General features: G+C 58.9%; 25 protein-coding genes. 7 read left to right on the top strand and 18 right to left on the bottom strand.

The features are described from left to right. Position 1: 1 nt before the first annotated feature. From pheS to thrS, 5 genes are all read right to left on the bottom strand, one after another. The gene (gene pheS / locus HNO86_RS13790; RefSeq protein ID WP_175377503.1) at positions 2-1018 is read right to left on the bottom strand and encodes a phenylalanine--tRNA ligase subunit alpha; all 1017 of its coding nucleotides are present in this window, start codon (positions 1016-1018) and stop codon (positions 2-4) included. 109 nt (positions 1019-1127) lie between these two features. Then, positions 1128-1484, bottom strand: a complete 357-nt coding sequence (gene rplT, locus HNO86_RS13795; protein WP_007905879.1) for a 50S ribosomal protein L20 — start codon at positions 1482-1484, stop codon at positions 1128-1130. Positions 1485-1512: 28 nt separating this feature from the next. Beyond that, positions 1513-1707: a 50S ribosomal protein L35 gene (gene rpmI / locus HNO86_RS13800; protein WP_002553160.1), complete on the bottom strand. Its 195-nt coding sequence runs from the start codon at positions 1705-1707 to the stop codon at positions 1513-1515. A 60-nt stretch (positions 1708-1767) separates the two neighbouring features. After that, positions 1768-2319, bottom strand: a complete 552-nt coding sequence (infC, locus tag HNO86_RS13805; RefSeq protein WP_175377598.1) for a translation initiation factor IF-3 — start codon at positions 2317-2319, stop codon at positions 1768-1770. Continuing rightward, positions 2319-4241 carry a threonine--tRNA ligase gene (thrS, locus tag HNO86_RS13810; protein ID WP_175377504.1) on the bottom strand — a complete coding sequence of 641 codons (1923 nt, stop codon included), beginning with the start codon at positions 4239-4241 and terminating at the stop codon, positions 2319-2321. Before thrS ends, infC begins: the two co-directional genes overlap by 1 nt. A 373-nt stretch (positions 4242-4614) precedes the next feature. Between thrS and HNO86_RS13815 the strand changes: the two genes are divergently transcribed. Next, positions 4615-4917 carry a hypothetical protein gene (locus HNO86_RS13815; protein WP_175377505.1) on the top strand — a complete coding sequence of 101 codons (303 nt, stop codon included), beginning with the start codon at positions 4615-4617 and terminating at the stop codon, positions 4915-4917. A gap of 291 nt (positions 4918-5208) precedes the next feature. Further along, positions 5209-5421, top strand: coding sequence for a cold-shock protein (locus tag HNO86_RS13820; protein WP_003179963.1), 213 nt, complete (start codon positions 5209-5211; stop codon positions 5419-5421). A 71-nt stretch (positions 5422-5492) separates the two neighbouring features. Here HNO86_RS13820 and HNO86_RS13825 read toward each other — a convergent pair whose 3' ends face one another. The 10 genes from HNO86_RS13825 to HNO86_RS13870 form a co-directional block, all read right to left on the bottom strand. Continuing rightward, positions 5493-5813, bottom strand: a complete 321-nt coding sequence (locus tag HNO86_RS13825; protein ID WP_175377506.1) for an I78 family peptidase inhibitor — start codon at positions 5811-5813, stop codon at positions 5493-5495. Positions 5814-5963: 150 nt separating this feature from the next. After that, positions 5964-6269: a hypothetical protein gene (locus HNO86_RS13830; RefSeq protein WP_175377507.1), complete on the bottom strand. Its 306-nt coding sequence runs from the start codon at positions 6267-6269 to the stop codon at positions 5964-5966. Positions 6270-6332: 63 nt separating this feature from the next. Next, positions 6333-7361 (bottom strand): nucleoside hydrolase, encoded by a 1029-nt coding sequence (locus HNO86_RS13835; protein WP_175377508.1) that lies wholly within the window; start codon positions 7359-7361, stop codon positions 6333-6335. A gap of 37 nt (positions 7362-7398) precedes the next feature. After that, the gene (gene rbsD / locus HNO86_RS13840; protein WP_175377509.1) at positions 7399-7803 is read right to left on the bottom strand and encodes a D-ribose pyranase; all 405 of its coding nucleotides are present in this window, start codon (positions 7801-7803) and stop codon (positions 7399-7401) included. Beyond that, a complete protein-coding gene (rbsK, locus tag HNO86_RS13845; protein WP_175377510.1) occupies positions 7800-8717 on the bottom strand; it encodes a ribokinase in 918 nt (305 codons plus the stop codon). Before rbsK ends, rbsD begins: the two co-directional genes overlap by 4 nt. Positions 8718-8741: 24 nt before the next feature. Continuing rightward, positions 8742-9761, bottom strand: coding sequence for a LacI family DNA-binding transcriptional regulator (locus HNO86_RS13850; RefSeq protein WP_175377511.1), 1020 nt, complete (start codon positions 9759-9761; stop codon positions 8742-8744). Between the two features lie 3 nt (positions 9762-9764). Next, entirely contained in the window at positions 9765-10742 is a 978-nt protein-coding gene (locus HNO86_RS13855; protein ID WP_175377512.1) for an ABC transporter permease, read from the bottom strand. Next, positions 10739-12292 (bottom strand): sugar ABC transporter ATP-binding protein, encoded by a 1554-nt coding sequence (locus HNO86_RS13860; RefSeq protein ID WP_175377513.1) that lies wholly within the window; start codon positions 12290-12292, stop codon positions 10739-10741. Before HNO86_RS13860 ends, HNO86_RS13855 begins: the two co-directional genes overlap by 4 nt. 54 nt (positions 12293-12346) lie before the next feature. Further along, a complete protein-coding gene (locus tag HNO86_RS13865; protein ID WP_175377514.1) occupies positions 12347-13300 on the bottom strand; it encodes a sugar ABC transporter substrate-binding protein in 954 nt (317 codons plus the stop codon). Positions 13301-13501: 201 nt separating this feature from the next. Continuing rightward, positions 13502-13936: a hypothetical protein gene (locus HNO86_RS13870; RefSeq protein ID WP_175377515.1), complete on the bottom strand. Its 435-nt coding sequence runs from the start codon at positions 13934-13936 to the stop codon at positions 13502-13504. A 317-nt stretch (positions 13937-14253) separates the two neighbouring features. Between HNO86_RS13870 and HNO86_RS13875 the strand changes: the two genes are divergently transcribed. From HNO86_RS13875 to HNO86_RS13885, 3 genes are all read left to right on the top strand, one after another. Further along, on the top strand, positions 14254-15342 hold the full coding sequence (locus HNO86_RS13875; protein ID WP_175377516.1) for an asparaginase: 1089 nt from the start codon (positions 14254-14256) through the stop codon (positions 15340-15342). A gap of 206 nt (positions 15343-15548) precedes the next feature. Then, positions 15549-15788 carry a DUF1654 domain-containing protein gene (locus tag HNO86_RS13880; protein ID WP_175377517.1) on the top strand — a complete coding sequence of 80 codons (240 nt, stop codon included), beginning with the start codon at positions 15549-15551 and terminating at the stop codon, positions 15786-15788. Next, a complete protein-coding gene (locus HNO86_RS13885; RefSeq protein WP_372242530.1) occupies positions 15745-16482 on the top strand; it encodes an endonuclease in 738 nt (245 codons plus the stop codon). Before HNO86_RS13880 ends, HNO86_RS13885 begins: the two co-directional genes overlap by 44 nt. 81 nt (positions 16483-16563) lie before the next feature. On the opposite strand, the gene HNO86_RS13890 is transcribed toward HNO86_RS13885, so the two are convergent. Further along, positions 16564-16932: an SPOR domain-containing protein gene (locus HNO86_RS13890; RefSeq protein WP_175377519.1), complete on the bottom strand. Its 369-nt coding sequence runs from the start codon at positions 16930-16932 to the stop codon at positions 16564-16566. Between the two features lie 250 nt (positions 16933-17182). On the opposite strand from HNO86_RS13890, the gene csrA reads away from it, so the two are divergent. Further along, complete coding sequence (csrA, locus tag HNO86_RS13895; RefSeq protein ID WP_077044507.1) at positions 17183-17377, top strand: carbon storage regulator CsrA; 195 nt, start codon at positions 17183-17185, stop codon at positions 17375-17377. 97 nt (positions 17378-17474) lie between these two features. Here csrA and HNO86_RS13900 read toward each other — a convergent pair whose 3' ends face one another. After that, the gene (locus HNO86_RS13900) at positions 17475-17930 is read right to left on the bottom strand and encodes a DUF2214 family protein (protein WP_175377520.1); all 456 of its coding nucleotides are present in this window, start codon (positions 17928-17930) and stop codon (positions 17475-17477) included. Positions 17931-18164: 234 nt separating this feature from the next. Here HNO86_RS13900 and HNO86_RS13905 point away from each other — a divergent pair, with 234 nt between their 5' ends. Further along, positions 18165-18929, top strand: a complete 765-nt coding sequence (locus tag HNO86_RS13905) for a carbonic anhydrase (protein WP_175377599.1) — start codon at positions 18165-18167, stop codon at positions 18927-18929. A gap of 54 nt (positions 18930-18983) precedes the next feature. Here the strand turns inward: HNO86_RS13905 and HNO86_RS13910 are convergent, their stop codons facing one another. Further along, on the bottom strand, positions 18984-19178 hold the full coding sequence (locus HNO86_RS13910) for a hypothetical protein (RefSeq protein ID WP_175377521.1): 195 nt from the start codon (positions 19176-19178) through the stop codon (positions 18984-18986). Positions 19179-19300 lie beyond the last annotated feature (122 nt).

The following is a 19300-nucleotide window of genomic DNA, read 5'->3' on the forward strand; positions in this document are numbered from 1 at the left end:
ACTAGCGAAATTGCGCGAGGAACCGCAAGTCGTTGTCGAAGAACAGACGCAAGTCGTTCACGCCGTAACGCAGCATGGCCAGACGCTCGACGCCCATGCCGAAGGCAAAGCCCGAAAAGGCTTCCGGGTCGATCCCGGACATGCGCAGCACGTTCGGATGAACCATGCCGCAGCCCATGACTTCCAGCCAGCCGGTCTGCTTGCACACGCGGCAACCTTTGCCGCTGCACATCACGCATTCCATGTCGACTTCAGCCGATGGCTCGGTGAACGGGAAGTAGGAAGGACGGAAACGCACGGCCAGTTCTTTTTCGAAGAACACGCGCAGGAATTCTTCGATGGTGCCTTTGAGGTCGGCGAAATTGATATCGCGATCGACCAGCAGGCCTTCGACCTGGTGGAACATCGGCGAGTGGGTGATATCGGAGTCGCTGCGGTACACACGGCCTGGGCAGACGATGCGGATCGGCGGCTGTTTCGATTCCATGGTGCGGACCTGTACCGGCGAGGTATGGGTGCGCAGCAACATGTTGGCATTGAAATAGAAGGTGTCATGCATCGACCGGGCCGGGTGGTGGCCTGGGATGTTGAGCGCTTCGAAGTTGTGATAGTCGTCTTCGACTTCCGGGCCTTCGGCGATGCCGTAGCCAATGCGGGTGAAGAACTGCTCGATACGTTCCAGAGTCCGGGTAACCGGATGCAGACCGCCAGAGGTCTGGCCGCGGCCAGGCAGGGTCACGTCAATGGATTCGGCGGCGAGCTTGGCCGCAAGTTCGGCCTCCTCGAACAACGCCTTGCGCGCATTGAGAACCTCTGTGACACGCTCCTTGGCAACGTTGATCAGCGCGCCGACTTGCGGACGCTCTTCTGCCGGCAAATTTCCCAGGGTCTTCATCACCTGAGTCAATTCACCCTTTTTGCCAAGGTAGTGAACCCGGATTTGCTCCAGGGCATTGATATCTTCAGCGCTTTGCACAGCCTCTAGTGCTTGCGAGACGAGCGCGTCCAGGTTTTCCATGTACAGACTCCAGATACGAAATAGGGGAAGAGCTTGAAGGCTCTTCCCCTATTTATGACGTTTAACACCTGGCCCCACAGAGGTGAGGCCGGGTGACTGTCGGGGGTACTTAAGCCAAGGTGGCTTTAGCTTTCTCGACAATCGCAGCAAACGCCGCTTTTTCGTTCACTGCCAGATCAGCCAGAACCTTACGGTCGATCTCGATGGACGCTTTTTTCAGGCCGGCGATGAAACGGCTGTAGGACAGACCGTTGATACGAGCACCAGCGTTGATACGAGCGATCCACAGAGCGCGGAACTGACGTTTTTTCTGACGACGGTCACGGTAGGCGTATTGGCCTGCCTTGATTACCGCTTGCTTGGCAACACGGAATACGCGCGAACGAGCGCCGTAGTAGCCTTTAGCAAGTTTCAGAATTTTTTTGTGACGCTTACGGGCAATGACGCCACGCTTTACACGAGCCATGAGTTACTTCCTCTATTCTTGACTAAAATTAACGAAGGCGCAGCATGCGCTCGACTTTTGCCACGTCAGACGGGTGCAGCAGGCTGCTACCACGCAGTTGACGCTTACGCTTGGTCGACATTTTGGTCAGGATGTGGCTCTTGAAAGCGTGTTTGTGCTTGATGCCGTTAGCAGTTTTCAGAAACCGCTTGGCAGCACCACTTTTGGTTTTCATTTTTGGCATGTTCGGATACTCCGCATTCAATTGATAAACATAATCAGAAGGCCTGCCGTGCCCTGTTGATTACTTCTTCTTTTTCGGGGCGATGACCATGATCAGCTGGCGTCCTTCCATCTTCGGATGCTGTTCGACCGAACCGTACTCTTGCAAGTCAACTTCAACTCGCTTGAGGAGTTCCATCCCCAGCTCCTGGTGGGCCATCTCACGGCCGCGGAATCGCAAGGATACCTTGGCCCTGTCCCCGTCACTCAGGAAACGTACCAGGTTGCGTAGTTTTACCTGGTAATCCCCTTCCTCCGTCCCTGGACGAAACTTGATTTCTTTTACCTGAATCTGCTTCTGGTTTTTCTTCGCCGCTGCAATCTGCTTCTTCTTTTCGAAGATCGATTTGCCGTAGTCCATCACCCGGCAAACAGGCGGGACTGCGTCAGCGGAAATTTCTACCAGATCAAGCTTGGCTTCTTCAGCAATACGAAGCGCTTCATCAATCGAGACGATGCCAATCTGCTCGCCGTCAGCGCCAATTAACCGAACCTCGCGTGCCGAGATATTCTCGTTGATCGGGGCTTTCGGTGCAGTTCGTTTATCTTGTCTCATATCACGCTTAATAATAATTACTCCGAATCTTGGCGACCACGCCGGGAAACCGCTTGCGCGAGGAACTCGGAGAACTGGGCGACGGGCATCGAGCCCAGGTCAGCACCTTCACGAGTGCGCACAGCGACAGTCTGCGTCTCGACTTCCTTATCCCCAATAACCAAGAGGAATGGAACCTTGAGCAAAGTATGCTCGCGGATTTTAAAGCCGATCTTTTCATTTCTCAAGTCAGACTTGGCACGAAACCCGCTTTCGTTGAGAGTTTTTTCTACCTGGGTGACAAAATCTGCCTGTTTATCAGTGATATTCATCACCACAGCCTGCGTCGGCGCGAGCCACGCAGGGAATGCACCCTCGTAGTGTTCGATCAGAATTCCGACGAAACGCTCGAACGAGCCCAGAATCGCCCGGTGCAACATCACCGGATGCTTGCGGCTGTTGTCCTCGGATACGAATTCGGCACCCAGACGGACAGGCAGGTTGAAATCGAGCTGCAGGGTACCACACTGCCAGACACGACCCAGGCAATCTTTCAGCGAGAATTCGATCTTCGGACCGTAGAACGCACCCTCACCCGGCTGCAGATCGTACGGCAGGCCCGCGCTATCGAGGGCTGCGGCCAAGGCAGCTTCGGCGCGATCCCACAACTCGTCGGAACCGACGCGTTTTTCCGGACGAGTGGACAGCTTCATCTCGATGTCCTTGAAGCCGAAGTCGGCGTAGACATCCATGGTCAGCTTGATGAAAGCGGCGGATTCGGCCTGCATCTGCTCTTCGGTGCAGAAGATGTGGGCGTCGTCCTGAGTGAACGCACGTACGCGCATGATGCCGTGCAAGGCACCCGATGGCTCGTTACGGTGGCAGGCACCGAATTCGGCCAGGCGCATCGGCAGCTCGCGGTAGCTCTTCAGGCCCTGGTTGAACACCTGCACGTGGCAAGGGCAGTTCATTGGCTTGATGGCGTAGTCGCGGCTTTCCGACTCGGTGGTGAACATGTTGTCGGCGTAGTTGGCCCAGTGGCCGGACTTTTCCCACAGGCTGCGATCAACGACCTGAGGTGTCTTGATCTCGAGGTAGCCGTTTTCGCGCTGCACTTTGCGCATGTACTGCTCGAGCACCTGGTACAGGGTCCAGCCGTTCGGATGCCAGAACACCATGCCCGGCGCTTCTTCCTGGGTGTGGAACAGGCCCAGGCGCTTGCCGATCTTGCGGTGATCGCGCTTTTCGGCTTCTTCGATGCGCTGGATGTAGGCAGCCAGCTGCTTCTTGTCGGCCCATGCGGTGCCGTAGACGCGCTGCAACTGCTCGTTCTTGGCATCGCCGCGCCAGTAGGCACCGGACAGCTTGGTGAGCTTGAAGGATTTCAGGAAGCGGGTGTTCGGCACGTGCGGGCCACGGCACATGTCGACGTATTCTTCGTGATAGTACAGGCCCATGGCCTGTTCGTTCGGCATGTCCTCGACCAGACGCAGCTTGTAGTCTTCGCCACGGGCCTTGAACACTTCGATCACTTCGGCGCGCGGAGTGACTTTCTTGATCACGTCGTAATCTTTCTCGATCAGCTGCTGCATGCGCTGTTCGATTGACGCCATGTCGTCCGGAGTGAAAGGACGCTCGTAGGCGATATCGTAGTAGAAGCCTTCGTCGATGACCGGACCGATGACCATTTTGGCGGTCGGGTACAACTGCTTGACCGCATGGCCAACCAGGTGAGCGCAGGAGTGACGAATGATCTCCAGCCCCTCTTCATCCTTTGGCGTGATGATTTGCAGCGTAGCGTCGCTGTCGATGATGTCGCTGGCGTCGGCCAGCTTGCCATTGACCTTGCCGGCCACGGTGGCCTTGGCAAGACCCGCACCGATGGATGCGGCGACCTCGGCGATGGACACCGGGTGGTCGAATGAACGTTGACTGCCGTCGGGAAGAGTAATAGTTGGCATGGCGCCTCCTCTCCTAGTGGTGACCCCTACCAAAGGTCACGTGGGTTGGGATGAGCCAGTACAAGATCCGATCCAGGCCATTCAATGACGAACGCCTGCCTTACAGCGGCAGGAGCCTTGCGGCCAACCGGAAAACCGAACCAGAGTGACTGGGATTCAAATCAGGATTATTCGGGTTTCTGCCGCGGCCGGGACTGAAGGTCGACCGGCGCCTGCAAGCGCCCGAGCGCAGCATCCTAGCACAGATGAACGGTCGTGGCGGCGCGAAGGTTGGCGACGGCGCAAATCCGGCGTTTTTATGCCAGAGTGATGAACTAGATCGCCGCTTTACCCCTCAGATGACAAGACATTGACCCACAAGGAGCACCCAGGCATGCGTCTGAATCGTTTATTCGCTGTAGTCGCACCCATCGTTCTGCTGCTGCCGTTGGCCGCCCACGCCGACTGGCCGAAGGGACTGCGCGAGCAATACATGGGGCAGTGCACCCAGGCTGCCAAGGAACAAATCGGTGACGCGGCGGCAAAAGCCCACTGCGCCTGCGGTGCCGACGCGATCAAATCGTACCCGGCCAAGGACCTTCAGGCACTGATGGACAACAAGGCCAGTGACGCCCTGAGACAACAGGCCCTGACCCAGATCAGCAAGTGCAAGGCCAACAATCCGGCGAAAAAATAAGCCTGACTTAGCCTGCAAACGGGTTTTTCGAGGGTAAAAAGTCCCGGAAAGGTCGTTTTTCCTGTGATTTATGCAGGTTTTACAGCTTTTTTTATCGTCTTTACGTTCGGCTGAAAGCCTTTTAAAACGGGGCTTTCAGCGATAACGGGCAACAAAGAATGTGCGACTGCAGGGCAAACAGCAGCCACGGGGGGCTCCCAAAGCGAACATTTCGACTATGATACCCGGGTGTGCCCAGTTGGCCTGAGCAGCACAGTACTACTGAAAATATATGTTTCTTGGAGATACACCATGTCTAATCGCCAAACCGGCACCGTTAAATGGTTCAACGATGAAAAAGGCTTCGGCTTCATCACTCCTCAAGGTGGCGGTGACGACCTGTTCGTACACTTCAAAGCTATCGAAAGCGACGGTTTCAAAAGCCTGAAAGAAGGCCAAACCGTATCCTTCGTGGCTGAGAAAGGCCAAAAGGGTATGCAAGCTGCTCAAGTTCGCCCAGAGTAATTTCCAGGCGCACTAAAAAAACCCCGTCCATGTGACGGGGTTTTTTGTGGGTGATGCAAAGGCCCGGGCGATCAGCCGCAGTTGACGCGGATCACGACCCGACCGGCATCGGTGTTGAGGTTCAGACGGTCGGAACGGTATTCCAGCGTGATCATGTCGTTAGGCTGGAGGAACCGGGCCATCTGTGCACCGGAACGGGTACGCGCCTGCTCCAGCAGTTCGGGCGAAGCCTGTTTGCCTACGGCAAATTCGGCCGCCTTGGCCTCACAACGGCTATGACCCGAGTCAGTCGTCGTTTCAGGGTTTGTGGTCGACTCGGATGTACCCGTGCTGCAGCCCGACAGCATGGCAACGGCCAACAAAGCACCCAATGACGCGAACTTCCAAGGCATGAAGCCTCCTTATTTCCAGAGTTAAGCTGAGATCTTGCGACCGCCAATACGGCGATTGGTTTCACAGGCCGTTATCGATGATAAACGGCGAGTTTGCCTGAGCATCGCCCTGCCCTTCACACTGCAATCGTGACTGAATATGAACAGCGCTCAATAAACGTCGATATAGTCGAACGCCGGCTTGGGCCAATTCTGCTTCAGCGCATTGAAAATCTGCATGACCCAGACCTCGTCGCTGGCGGCGACCCGGCCGACATAACCGGAGCCCTTCGCCCAGGTTTCCAGGCGAAACAGCAAGCCATCGATGTCGGTGCCGCCGACGACTCCCGATGAAATATAGGCGATGCCGCCCTTGGTCACACGCAGTTGCGTGTGCTCATCGTCGCTGGCGGACGCGAGCATTTGACGCACGGCTTCAAGGGTCAAGCCGTCAGGGGTGTTCAGATCGATCTGCACAGCGCAGTCCTTGAAAGTCCTCAAAGCCCCAGTGTCGCATAGCAAACCCGGCATAAAAACCTGCTACTTCAGACGCGCCAGACGCTCCACCAGCAGATCGAAGAAACCATCGGCATCGCCGCCCTCGACCCAAAACGCATTTTTCGGCGCCCTGAGGCCGTCGTGCCAGTCGACGATGGTCTGTCCGAACGCCGGGCCCTCGCTACTATCGACCACCACGTTCACCTCGCGCCCACTGAACAGCTGGGGCTTGAGCAGATAGGCGATCACCGTCGCGTCATGCACCGGACCACCCGGGATGCCGTAGTGCGCCATGTCGGCCTTGATGTAGTCATTGAGAATATCGACCACCAGCTTGCTGGCGTGATTGTTCAGCGCGGCGATCTTGTTCAGGCGGGCGTCGCTGGTGAGGATCTTGTGGGTCACGTCCAGCGACAGATAGGTCAGCTTCACGCCACTCTTGAGCACCACCTCGGCCGCCTGCGGATCGGCGAACAGGTTGAACTCGGCCACTGGCGTGATATTCCCGCCGTTGAAGTGCGCACCACCCATGATCACCACTTCCTTTATGCCCTGAACGATGCCCGGCTCCTGGATCAGTGCGAGCGCCAGGTTGGTCTGCGGTCCGAGCATGGCGATGGTGATGCTGTGAGGCTTGGCCGCCATCAGCGTATCGATCAGATAATCGATGGCGTTGCCTTCCGCCAGGCCTTTTTTCGGTTCGTGGACAGCAACGCCCGACAGCCCTTCCACGCCATGAATGTTCTCGGCGTAGATGGGAGTGCGCATCATCGGTTTTTTCGCCCCGGCATAGACCGGCACGTCCTCGCGCCCAGCCCACTCGCGCGCCAGCCGCGCATTGCGCGATGTCTTGTCCAGGCGCACGTTGCCGGCAACGGTGGTCAATGCGCGGATATTCAGCTCCTGCGGCGAGGCCAGCGCAAACAGCAAGGCCACCACATCGTCGGCACCGGGATCGGTGTCGATGATCAGATCGATTTTTTCCGCCGCATGGGCGCCAGTGGCGGTCATCAGGGACAAAAGCAGCAGACTCCGAAACAGGTGATGCAGTTTGCGGGCACAACGATACATGGCGCACTCCTTGCGCAGAATGGAAAACAGCAATTCGTCAGAACGTCACTCCGGCGACCAGCACGATGTTGCAGTACGGCTGGCATTCACCGGTGCGCACAACCGCCCTTGCCTGTCGACTGAGTACCTTGAACTGCTCATGGCTGAGCAACTCGCGCCGACCCAGCGAACCTTCGGCATTCAACTCGTCCAGGGTCGCCAGGGCCGTCGGCTTCTTCTGCAGGATTTCCTCGGCCAGAACATGACTCTCGACCTGCATTTCGCTGAGTACGACCTTCAGGGTGCCGATGAAATCCGGAACGCCATGGGTCAGGGCCAGGTCGATCAGTTCGACGCCGGGCGGCACGGGCAGCCCCGCGTCGCCGATCACTATTTTGTCGCCGTGGCCGAGGGAGGCGATCAGTCGCGACAGCGCGACGTTGAGCAAGGGAGTCTTTTTCATGGTGTATTGAACGCCTGGACTTCGGACAGGGTAGGAATCGACGGCTGCGCGCCGGCACGGGTGACCGACAACGCGGCAGCGACCTGCCCGAAACGGATCGCCTCGGCTTCGCTTTTGCCGTTGGCCAACGCGGCGGCGAATCCGCCGACGAAGGTATCGCCTGCGGCGGTGGTATCGACCGCCTTCACCGTCGGCGCCGGAGAATGCTCGAAGCGCTGACCATCGGCGAACAACGCGCCTTGGGCGCCGAGGGTGATGATCACTTTGCCGGCGCCCATGTCGATCAGGCGCGTCGCGGCGGTTTCAGCCGTCGCCCGGGAATCCACCGGCAAGCCGCTGAGGGCCGACGCTTCACTCTCATTGGGAATCAGGTAATCGATGTTGGCGTACCAGTGCGCCGGCAACGGATCGCTGGCCGGCGCCGGATTGAGGATCACGGTCTTGCCCAGCTCCCGACCGCGCTTGAGTGCGTGACCCACCGTGGCATCCGGGACTTCCAGCTGGCAGATGATCACATCGGCAGCCTGAAGGACCGAATCGAAGCAGCCGATCAGCGCAGGCGTCAGCTCACCGTTGGCGCCGGCCACGATCACGATCGCGTTCTGGCTGTTGTCGTCGACCACAATCAGCGCCACGCCGGTGGAACCGGCCACGGTGCTGACCGCCTGACAATCGATCTGCTCGGCCACCAGGGCCGCGCGCAGCTCGGCACCGTAGGCATCGCTGCCCACACAGCCGACCATCGACACCTGCGCCCCCAGTCGCGCGGCGGCCACGGCCTGATTCGCCCCCTTGCCACCCGATACCGTGGCGAACGACTGGCCGATCAGCGTTTCACCGCCTCGCGGCAGCCGTGGCGCCCGGGTCACCAGGTCCATGTTCAGGCTGCCTATCACCACTACTTTTGCTGACATTTCTCACTACTCATTCATTCGGTTTTAGCGGTATTCGGTGAACACACTGGCCAGTGGCGCAGTCGATTCGCGCATCACGATGCTGGGCGTCACGATGCGTTGCTCGACGGCCAGGTCCGGCGTGGCGATCCGGCGCAGCAGCACGCCGGCGGCCATCTCGCCGAGTTGCAGGATCGACTGCCCGACGGTGGTCAATGCCGGATAGACGTAACGGCTCATCTGGATATCGTCGAAGCCGATCACCGACAGCTCCGTCGGGACGCGGATGTTGCGTTCGGCGGCAGCCCGCAACACACCGATGCCGATCATGTCGTTGGCGGCGAAGATCGCACTGGGCGGCTTGCGCTCCAGCAACGTCGCAGCGGCGTTGTAGCCGCCGGTGCTAGTGAAATCGCTTTCCACCATGCGCTCGGCGTGCACTTCGAGCCCTGCATCTTTCAGCGCCCGGCAAAAACCGGCCAGACGCATCTGCGCCACGCTGGTGGCTGTCGGCCCGCTGATGGTGGCGATGTCGCGATGACCCAGCTCCAGCAGGTGCCGGGTCGCCAGGTAGGCACCGTACTCGTGATCGATCCGCACCAGATCGGCATCGACGCCTTCCAGTCCACGGTCGACGATCACCATCGGCGTACGCACACCCGCCAGGCCTTCGGCCAATCCGCTATCGCCGCCGGCCGATGCAACGATCAGCCCGTCGATGCGTTTTTCCAGCAGCACGCGCAGATAGCTGCGCTGCTTGTCCGGGTCGTCGTCGGAGTTGCAGAGGATCACGCAATAGCCGTTGCGCTCGCAGTAGTCCTCGATACCCCGGGCCAGTTCGGCGAAGTACGGGTTGAGGCTGTTGGGCACCAGCAAACCGATGGTGGCCGTGGTTTTGGCCTTGAGCGACCGGGCCACGGCGCTGGGCACGTAATCGAGGGTCTTGATCGCGGCCTCGACCTTGATCCGCACCTCTTCGCTGACCGGCCGGGTCTTGTTCACCACATGGGAAACCGTGGTGTAGGAAATCCCCGCCAGTGCCGCCACATCTTTGATTGTTGCCATGACTCAGCTCCGCCGGCTTGCGCGTTGACTGCGATAAGTATCGAGCACCACCGCGACCACGATCACCGCGCCAGTAATGATGCGCTTGGTCGGCTCGGTGGCGCCGATCTGCGCCAGCCCCGCCGCCAGCACCGAAATGATCAACACGCCAAAGAAAGTACTGATCACCGAACCGCGACCACCCATCAGGCTGGTGCCACCGATCACCACCGCAGCGATCACTTGCAGCTCCAGGCCGGAGCCGGCGTTCGGGTCCGCCGCTTCCAGGCGGGAAATCTGGAACAGCGCCGCGATCCCGGCCAGCAGGCCCATCAGGCTGAACACCAGAATTTTGTAGGGCTTGGGATTGATACCCGCCAGACGTACCGCCTCTTCGTTGGTACCGATGCCGATCAGGTAACGACCGAACACGGTGCGGGTCAAGACGGCCTGGGCGATGAAAATGATCAACAAGGCAATGATGAACGACGGCGAAATGCCGAAGGCGATCGGGTTGGACAACCAGGCAAAGGCATCACCGATGTAGGCCGTGCGCGAGCCGGTCATCTGATAGGCCACGCCACGGGCCATTTCCAGAACGCCCAAGGACACGATGAACGACGGAATGCGCCAGGCCACGGTGATCGAACCGGTGATGGTGCCGGCCAGCGCTGCCGCCGCCATGCCCAGCAGAGCCGCCGGCAGAACGCTCCAGCCCCAGCCGAGAATTGCCACGCTGACGGTCGACGCGGCAAGCGCCAGCACCGAACCCACCGACAGGTCGATGCCGCCGATGATCAACACGAAGGTCATGCCAACCGCCAGCACCATCAGGTCGGGAATCTGGTTGGCCAGGGTGCTGAAGGTGTCATAGGACAGGAAATGGCTGCTCAGGATGGAGAACAGCACGACCATCGCCAGCAAGGCACCGGCCAGGCCGAGGTAAGTCCCCAGGCCGTAAAAGTTGCCGCTACGTTTGCCGGCTGAAGATGCGGTATTCATCGAAGGTCCCCAGGCGCTGCTTCGTTGAGCAGCGCATCACGTTTTTGGTAGCCGGCGAATGCGGCGGCAAGCAAGTCATCCTGATTCCAGCTGTCACGCTCGAAGGTGTCGATCAGGCGCCCAGCGGACAACACGCCGATGCGGTCGCAGATCAGCATCAATTCGCGCAGGTCGCTGGACACCACGACCAATGCCTTGCCCTGGCGGGTCAACTCGCCGAGCAGTGCATAAATGTCGAACTTGGCGCCGACGTCGATGCCTCGGGTCGGCTCGTCGAACAGCAACACCGAACAGTCGCGCTCCAGCCAGCGGCCGATCACCACTTTCTGCTGGTTGCCGCCGGACAGTTCCGACACCAACTGCGCCGGGCCGGAGCTGCGGATGCGCATGGCATCGATCTGGCGCTGGGCCAGGGACGTTTCATCGCCCTGGTTGACGAAGCCGCCGCTGGAAATGCCGGGCATGTTGCCCAGCGCGATGTTGGCGCTGATCGATTGCGTCAGCAGCAGGCCTTCGCCCTTGCGGTCCTCGGTGATCAGGGCAATGCCATGAGCCACCGCATCCACCGGCGAGCGGATGCTGACCACCTGCGCGGGCGAACCCAGCGCCACCGTGCCGCTGTCTGCGGAATCGGCGCCGAAGATCAGGCGCAGCAACTCGGTACGCCCTGCCCCGATCAGGCCGGAAATGCCGAAGATCTCGCCAGCCCGCACTTCGAAGGACACGTCGCGCACCTTGTCGGCGCGGCTCAGGCCCTTGACCGTCAACGCCGGGGCGCCGATGTTGCGCGCGCCCATGTCGATGTGCTCGCCGAGCTCACGACCGACCATCAGCGTGACCAACTGCTCGCTGTTGTAATTGGCCATCGGCTCGACACACACCAGATTGCCGTCGCGCAACACCGCAATGCGCTGGGCGACCCGGGCCAGTTCCTCGAGGCGATGGGAGATATAAATGATCGACACACCACGGGCCTGCAGGCGGGTGATCTGTTCGAACAGCATCTCGACTTCGCGGGCGGTGAGCATCGCGGTGGGTTCGTCGAGGATCAGCACGTGGCAATCGCCGATCAGGTTGCGGGCGATCTCGACCATTTGCTGGTGACCGATGCCCAGGTCTCCGACCAGGGTGTCCGGGTCGATGGCATCGAGCCCGACCTGGGCCATGGCTTCGATTGCCGCCTCGCGCAATTGCTTGCGACTGATCCAGCCGCCGTTGCTGGGCAGGTTGTCGAGAAACAGGTTTTCCGCCACCGAGAGCGTCGGCAACAGATTGAGTTCCTGCATGACCATGCGGATGCCCAGGTCTTCAGCCTGGGTACGGCTGCCGGGGCGGTAGTCCTGCCCCTGAAACTGCATCTGGCCGGTGGTCGGCGTGACCAGTCCGCCAATGATTTTCGACAATGTACTTTTGCCGGCGCCGTTCTCACCGGTCAGCGCCAGCACTTCACCGCGCATCAGCGTCAGGTCGATGCCGGTCAGAACCGGTTGGGCATAGGTCTTGCCGATACCGCTGACCGACAGGACAGCGTTCGGGGCATGAACGGACATAAAACTCTCCATGCGCTCGCCCGGACGGACGAGCGCCAGTGTGTCGCCAGAGGACTACTTGGTAACCAGCTCTACCGGCGTCTCGATCACGCCATTGGCGCTGTCGACCTTTTCGCCCTTGATGATCTTCAGCGCCGTTTCGATGCCGAATACCGCCTGCTTGGCAGCGAACTGGTCGGCCGTGGCGAGCACGCGACCGTCATTGAGCATTGGCTTGATGGCATTGATGTTGTCGTAGCCGACCACTTGCACCTTGCCGGCCTTGCCTGCGGCGCGCACGGCCGACACCACGCCGACCGCCATGCTGTCGTTACCGGCCAGCAGGGCCTTGATTTGCGGGTACTCGCTGAGCATCGCGGCGGCAACCTTGTTGCCCTTGTCGATTTCCCAGTCACCGGACTGCACGGAAACCACCTTGATCTGCGCCGCCTCCATCGCATCCTTGAAGCCTGCGGTGCGGGCCTGGGCGTTGGTGGTGGTGGAAACGCCTTCGATGATGCCGACTTCGTCACCGGCCTTGAGCTGCTTGGCCAGATAGTCACCGACCAGGCGCGCGCCCTTGCGGTTATCCGGGCCTACGAAAGGAACGTTGATGTTCTTGCTCTTGAGTACCGCAGGGTCCAACTGGTTGTCGATGTTGATCACGGTGATACCGGCATCCACCGCTTTCTTGATCACTGGCACCATGGCCTTGGAATCAGCAGGGGCGATGACCAGCGCATCGACTTTGGAGACGATCATCTGCTCGACGATACGGATCTGGTTGGTTGTGTCCGTCTCGTCCTTGATGCCGTTGGAAATCAGCTCGAATTCGCCGGAGTGGTCTTTCTGGTAGGCCTTGGCGCCGTCTTCCATGGTCAGGAAGAATTCGTTGGCCAGGGATTTCATGACCAGCGCGACTTTGGGTTTTTCCGGGGATTGGGCGAATGCGGAAGAGACTGGCAGCGCGGCGGAGGCGGCAGCCAGCATAGCGACAGCGAGAAGACGTCCAGCGAATGGCAGCTTCATGTTTTCACTCCGGTCTTATGATTATTGTGAGCAACGCTTGCTGACGTAAACTGCTTGGTGTTCACCGGCTGGTTTTGTCCACCGGAAACATCTCGCAAACGTTTGCGTAGACCGAACTATGCGAATCTTGTCGAAATTTGTCAACGACAGGAATTGCTCCTGTCGAAGTCGGGATTGCCGTGCTGGGGAAATGAATGGAAATCATGCCGTAGTGTTGACGACGTTTCCCGAACCCGCCAATTCCTTCGCCAGACTGGCCACCACCTGCATGAGTGCCGCCGTCGTCGACATGATCTGTGCCTGGATCGCCATGATCGCTGTGGTTTTCGCTTCCGGCGTCGGGAACGACGCGGCCTGAGTCGCGGCCAGTTGCTGCTGTTGCTCGCGCAATTGCTCCTGCAATTCGCGCATGCGCTTGAGCAGTTCCTGCACGGTCGGGCTCTGGTTGCTGTCGGCGCTTTCGACTTTCTCGGTGCGGTTGATGTCCTTGCCCAGAATGGTGGATTTCTCCCCCTCCACCCCCAACCTTTGCGCGGCGGTGTCCGAGGTCGATTCACTCAAGCTGTCGGTCGTCGAAGGAGGCTTGCCGCCGATATTGATGACCGATGCTTGTGGAAAGCCGATAGTCAGTGACATGTGAACTCCCTGATAAAAAGATCCTTTACAGCAGCATCGGCCAAGGCAGCGGTTTCTTTAGCAGGGATTCATGAAGATGTTTTCGGGGAGCCGAACGAAATCACGGCGCACAGTCGGAAACCCGGACGAAGCGGACTCGCAGCGCTTCTTTCAATTTGTTTAAAAATATAAACAAATCAGCCATTTAAACGCTTTTCTCTACACAGAATGTGACTGGTACAGATCCTGCTCTTCAACAATGCCTCCAAACGCTCAGATTCGCTTGGACGCATCTAGATGAACCTGCATCCGCACCGTCACCCCTAGAGAGAAAAATAATGACATCTGCTTTCAAGACCATCCTTCCGGGCGCCCTCGCCCTCCTGCTGCTACTGCCAACTGCCTCCCAGGCAAAAGAAGCCGAAACCCAACAGAAACTGGCCAACGTGGTGATTCTCGCCACTGGCGGCACCATTGCCGGCGCAGGGGCGAGCAGCGCCAACAGCGCGACCTATCAAGCGGCGAAAGTCGGCGTCGACAAACTGATCGCCGGCTTGCCCGAACTCGGTCAACTGGCCAACGTTCGCGGCGAACAGGTGATGCAGATCGCCTCCGAGAGCATCACCAACGACAACCTGCTGCAACTGGGCCGTCGCGTAGCGGAGCTGGCCGACAGCAACGACGTCGATGGCATCGTGATAACCCACGGCACCGACACCCTGGAAGAAACTGCCTACTTCCTGAACCTGGTGGAAAAAACCGACAAGCCGATCATCGTGGTCGGCTCCATGCGCCCGGGTACGGCCATGTCAGCTGACGGCATGCTCAACCTGTACAACGCCGTGGCCGTGGCCAGCAGTAAAGAGGCGCGCGGCAAAGGCGTGCTGGTGACCATGAACGATGAAATCCAGTCGGGTCGCGATGTGAGCAAGATGGTCAACATCAAGACCGAAGCCTTCAAAAGCGCCTGGGGTCCGCTGGGGATGGTGGTTGAAGGCAAATCCTACTGGTTCCGCCTGCCGGCCAAGCGTCACACCATGGATTCCGAGTTCGACATCAAGTCCATCAAGAGCCTGCCCGACGTGGAAATCGCCTACGGTTACGGCAACGTCAGCGACACCGCCTACAAGGCCCTGGCTCAATCGGGCGCCAAGGCCATCATCCACGCCGGCACCGGCAACGGCTCGGTCTCCTCGCGCGTCGTCCCTGCCCTGCAGGCACTGCGCAAGGATGGCGTGCAAATCATCCGCTCTTCCCACGTCAACGCCGGCGGTTTCGTACTGCGCAACGCCGAGCAGCCTGACGACAAATACGACTGGGTCGTGGCCCATGACCTGAACCCGCAGAAGGCCCGCATCCTGGCGATGGTCGCCCTGACCAAGACCAACGACAGCAAAGAGCTGCAGCGGATGTTCTGGGAATACTGATTCGCCCTCGCCCGAGCGATTCCGCTCGGGCACCGGTTTCGCCACTCGCCGACCTTGGCGAGTGGCTCCTTCCTGCAAAAAAATTCTCTTTGTCCTACATCGAATGGGAAAAGTCGCTGTCAGAGGATTCTCTTGAATTTTAAGCGGTTGCGAAAATGCCGACAGTTAAATACTGTATGCACGTACAGCTTAACAAGGATAATTCGATGGACTCCACTTCCGCTTCCGCTGATGCCTATGTCCGCATGGGCCTGCGCGTTCAGAAAATCATCAACTCCCCCACCGCTCAAAAAGCCAAGGCCGCGCTGATTTTTCGCCTGCCGGACGAGCCGATGGATGAATGGGAGCGTCTGCTCGAAGAGATCGATGAAAACGACAACGTCACCCTCGCCTATCGCGACGATGGCGGTGTGCAGGTTTTCTGGGTTGTGCCGAAGGAAGATTGAGTTGAAGAGTGTCCGCTGTTTGGGTTTGCTGTTTTTGCTGTTCACCGTGGGCGCCCAGGCCGAGGCGCCGCGCACGTTCACCGAAGCCAAGAAAGTCGCCTGGAAACTGTATGCGCCTCAGTCCACCGAGTTCTATTGCGGCTGCAAGTACACGGGCAACAAGGTGAACCTGGCGGCCTGCGGTTATGTGCCGCGCAAGAATGCCAAGCGCGCGGCCCGCATCGAGTGGGAACACATTGTCCCGGCCTGGCAGATCGGTCATCAGCGCCAGTGCTGGCAGGAAGGCGGACGCAAGAACTGCACACGCTACGATTCGGTCTATCAGAAGGCCGAGGCCGACCTGCACAACCTGGTGCCGAGCATCGGTGAGGTGAACGGTGATCGCAGTAATTTCAGCTTTGGCTGGCTGCCGGAGCAATCGGGTCAGTATGGTTCGTGCCTGACTCAAATCGACTTCAAGGCGAAGAAGGTCATGCCGCGCCCGTCCATCCGCGGGATGATCGCGCGGACTTATTTCTACATGAGCAAGCAGTACGGGTTGCGCCTGTCGAAACAGGATCGGCAACTGTATGAAGCCTGGGACAAGACCTATCCGGCCCAGGCTTGGGAACGCCAACGCAATCAGCGTGTGGCGTGCGTCATGGGACGCGGCAACGAGTTTGTCGGTCCCGTCGACATGAAAACCTGCGGCTGAACGCCACCGCAAAGCACAAAGGCCTCGGATTCATCCCCGAGGCCTTTGTTTTTTTACTGCCTGTACGCTGCGGTCGATGCCCTACTGAGCCGCAGGACGCTCCAGAACCAGCACTTCGATGTTCTGTTTCTTTGCCCGCACAATCGCTGCGTTCACTTCTGCCTGCTTGGCTTCGGCTTCAGCTTTCGAGGCGTAAGGGCCCATCAGGATTCGGGTCTTGCCATCGGCTTCGCGGATGACATTGGCCATGAACTGGTGCTCGATCATCCAGCCGCTCAGGTCGCTCACAGCCTGGGGCGTTGCTCCGCGCACTTCCAGATCCCATTGCGGTGCCGACGCCTGAGCCGGTGCGACTTGCGTGGCCGGCGCGGGCTTGGGCGCTTCGGTACGCTTGTCATCACCACAGCCCGCCAGTGCCAATACCGCCATTACCAAGACCATTTTGCGCACAGCGTTTTCCTCTGAAGGCTAAAAGCGCGGATTTTAGCACTCATGAATACTTCCCGAGTGCCGCAAAATGGGCGCAAAACAACGAGAATGATGGATGCGGCCTCTGTATAGTTACGCCTTGGGAATTAATGCTGTATCTGCGCGTCAGAAAGAGGCACCCAAACCGTGAGAGTTCGCACTAATCTATACATACCACCGACTTCTGCACTGTCCGAATCAGGTGCCCCACGAAGCAATTAAGGAGAAGACCATGCTGATACTCACCCGCAAAGTCGGTGAAAGCATAAATATTGGTGATGACATTACGATCACCATCCTCGGCGTAAGCGGTCAGCAAGTCAGGATTGGCATCAACGCTCCAAAAGACGTTGCGGTGCATCGTGAAGAAATCTATCAGCGCATTCAGGCTGGCCTGACCGCTCCGGCGAAACCACCGACTCCTTGAATCCTGATGCAGTCAGTAGCCAGCCCGTTCGCCCTGCAACGACGGCTGGCTAAAGATTCATGTGCCGCAACACCCTCTCCCGCTCAAGGTCATCCGGCTAACCGAACGTGAAGCCACGCGCCATGCCAGTGGCCGCGATCACCATCAAAAACATCAACAAACCTTCCACATGGCTGATTCGTGCGAACAGCGTCGCGCGCCCGGTGTCGATTGCCGCGCCGCGAGCCAGCGCCACCCGCCATTTGATCAGCGTCAGCATCGGCGCCACTTCGAGCAGCAAAATCAAAATGAAAAGGGTCATCTTCAGGTGGAACAACGGCTGGTGCAGGTAATAATCCGTACCCTTTTCGTACCCGCCGAAAGCGCGCATCCCACCAGTGACCAACAGGATCAGCGCGCAAATGCCCCAGAGATTGTCAGCGGTCAAAACGCTGCGGGCTTCCCCGGCGCCCGTCGCCAGACGCCGGAAATTCGTACCTCGGGTCAGCACCGCCCAGAACCCCAGGCCGAATGCCAACAGGTGAAGCGCCGCAAGAAGCCAGTGAGCCAGCATTGGGTAACTCCTGTCAGGACCAAGTTGATCAAGCCTGTCAGTAGTAGCTCATCAATCGCCGGCTTGCATTCAGGCAATGATTAACAAATACGTACGAACTGGCGCCACAGGTCGCACAAGACATCGCGTTACACAGAGCAACTAGACTCCAATACGCCAGTGCGACATGTTCTCCCGTCCGCGCTGCCCCCAATCGCAGTAACTCCCACCGCATTGACTCGAGTGAACAAAATCATGTGTAAATCATGTGATTCAAACTCTGCTTCCAACCCTGCCTCCAACAACAATGAACGTCGACGTTTTCTCCGTCTTGCCGGATTAGGAGCCGGCGCACTGCTCCTTGCTGGCGCCCTCCCCGATCGGCTCCTTCAGGCAGCCGAGAAAACCTCCACGCCACCCAAACCGAAAAACGTCATCAGCCCGGATGAGGCACTGAAGAGACTGATGGCAGGCAATGAACGCTATGTCAGCGGCAACTCCGAAACCCACGACTTCAAGGACGAACGCGAAGCGCTGGTCTCCGGCCAGAACCCGTTCGTGGCAGTGCTGAGCTGCTCCGACTCGCGCATCGCTCCCGAATACGCCTTCGACACCGCACGAGGCGACCTTTTCGCCATCCGCGTCGCCGGCAACTTCGTCACGGATGAAGGCCTGGCAAGCCTGGAATACGGCGTCGCCGTGCTAGGCGCACCGTTGATTCTGGTGTTGGGACACGAAAGCTGCGGCGCCATCGAGGCCGGCATAAAAGCCGTCAAGGATCACACCGTCTTCCCCGGACAAATCCCGAAACTGACGGACGCACTCAAGCCCTCGATCGAGCAGGTGATCAAACAACCCGGAGACCTGGTGGCAAACGCAACCGCGCAAAACGTCAGGAACTCGGTAGAGCGCCTCAAAAAAGCCACGCCCCTGCTGACCGACGCCCTCGGCAGCGGCAAGTTGAAAATAGTGGGCGGCATTTATCGTCTGGCGACAGGCAAGGTCGAACTGATTGCCTGAAGCATCGGCACCGGAGCCAGATACACAGAGCCCAGCGCAATGGCTGGGCTCTGGTTACCTTCTGTTTTCCATCATCTTGTCGGCAAGGGCCTTGGCCCTCTCGATCAACAGATTCTGTCGGTCTTCATGGGTAGCCCCACCGACAACAGGGGCGGTCAGATTGCTTTCGGCAATCAGCGCGGCGCAGAAAAATTGATCCCAAACGGTCTGGGTGCCGGACGATGGCTTGTTTGCCGGGTCGGAGATCATGGTCGACTCCTCTGGATGAGATAGCACGTTCCATTCTACGCCTGATTGGCGGCGTGACAGCCGCGCAACAGCGCTCGATGTTCGGCTACAGGATCAACCTGAGCAGCACGTGAGATGCAATC

Source organism: Pseudomonas sp. C1C7, assembly GCF_013359595.1.
Taxonomy (GTDB): domain Bacteria; phylum Pseudomonadota; class Gammaproteobacteria; order Pseudomonadales; family Pseudomonadaceae; genus Aquipseudomonas.

Bases quoted from the DNA above. Each gene is read 5' to 3' on its own strand.
- pheS (WP_175377503.1), bottom strand. From the start codon at position 1,018: ATGGAAAACCTGGACGCGCTCGTCTCGCAAGCACTAGAGGCTGTGCAA.
- rplT (WP_007905879.1), bottom strand. From the start codon at position 1,484: ATGGCTCGTGTAAAGCGTGGCGTCATTGCCCGTAAGCGTCACAAAAAA.
- rpmI (WP_002553160.1), bottom strand. From the start codon at position 1,707: ATGCCAAAAATGAAAACCAAAAGTGGTGCTGCCAAGCGGTTTCTGAAA.
- thrS (WP_175377504.1), bottom strand. From the start codon at position 4,241: ATGCCAACTATTACTCTTCCCGACGGCAGTCAACGTTCATTCGACCAC.
- HNO86_RS13815 (WP_175377505.1), top strand. From the start codon at position 4,615: ATGCGTCTGAATCGTTTATTCGCTGTAGTCGCACCCATCGTTCTGCTG.
- HNO86_RS13820 (WP_003179963.1), top strand. From the start codon at position 5,209: ATGTCTAATCGCCAAACCGGCACCGTTAAATGGTTCAACGATGAAAAA.
- HNO86_RS13825 (WP_175377506.1), bottom strand. From the start codon at position 5,813: ATGCCTTGGAAGTTCGCGTCATTGGGTGCTTTGTTGGCCGTTGCCATG.
- HNO86_RS13835 (WP_175377508.1), bottom strand. From the start codon at position 7,361: ATGTATCGTTGTGCCCGCAAACTGCATCACCTGTTTCGGAGTCTGCTG.
- rbsD (WP_175377509.1), bottom strand. From the start codon at position 7,803: ATGAAAAAGACTCCCTTGCTCAACGTCGCGCTGTCGCGACTGATCGCC.
- rbsK (WP_175377510.1), bottom strand. From the start codon at position 8,717: ATGTCAGCAAAAGTAGTGGTGATAGGCAGCCTGAACATGGACCTGGTG.
- HNO86_RS13850 (WP_175377511.1), bottom strand. From the start codon at position 9,761: ATGGCAACAATCAAAGATGTGGCGGCACTGGCGGGGATTTCCTACACC.
- HNO86_RS13855 (WP_175377512.1), bottom strand. From the start codon at position 10,742: ATGAATACCGCATCTTCAGCCGGCAAACGTAGCGGCAACTTTTACGGC.
- HNO86_RS13860 (WP_175377513.1), bottom strand. From the start codon at position 12,292: ATGTCCGTTCATGCCCCGAACGCTGTCCTGTCGGTCAGCGGTATCGGC.
- HNO86_RS13865 (WP_175377514.1), bottom strand. From the start codon at position 13,300: ATGAAGCTGCCATTCGCTGGACGTCTTCTCGCTGTCGCTATGCTGGCT.
- HNO86_RS13870 (WP_175377515.1), bottom strand. From the start codon at position 13,936: ATGTCACTGACTATCGGCTTTCCACAAGCATCGGTCATCAATATCGGC.
- HNO86_RS13875 (WP_175377516.1), top strand. From the start codon at position 14,254: ATGACATCTGCTTTCAAGACCATCCTTCCGGGCGCCCTCGCCCTCCTG.
- HNO86_RS13880 (WP_175377517.1), top strand. From the start codon at position 15,549: ATGGACTCCACTTCCGCTTCCGCTGATGCCTATGTCCGCATGGGCCTG.
- HNO86_RS13885 (WP_372242530.1), top strand. From the start codon at position 15,745: ATGGCGGTGTGCAGGTTTTCTGGGTTGTGCCGAAGGAAGATTGAGTTG.
- csrA (WP_077044507.1), top strand. From the start codon at position 17,183: ATGCTGATACTCACCCGCAAAGTCGGTGAAAGCATAAATATTGGTGAT.
- HNO86_RS13900 (WP_175377520.1), bottom strand. From the start codon at position 17,930: ATGCTGGCTCACTGGCTTCTTGCGGCGCTTCACCTGTTGGCATTCGGC.
- HNO86_RS13905 (WP_175377599.1), top strand. From the start codon at position 18,165: ATGTGTAAATCATGTGATTCAAACTCTGCTTCCAACCCTGCCTCCAAC.
- HNO86_RS13910 (WP_175377521.1), bottom strand. From the start codon at position 19,178: ATGATCTCCGACCCGGCAAACAAGCCATCGTCCGGCACCCAGACCGTT.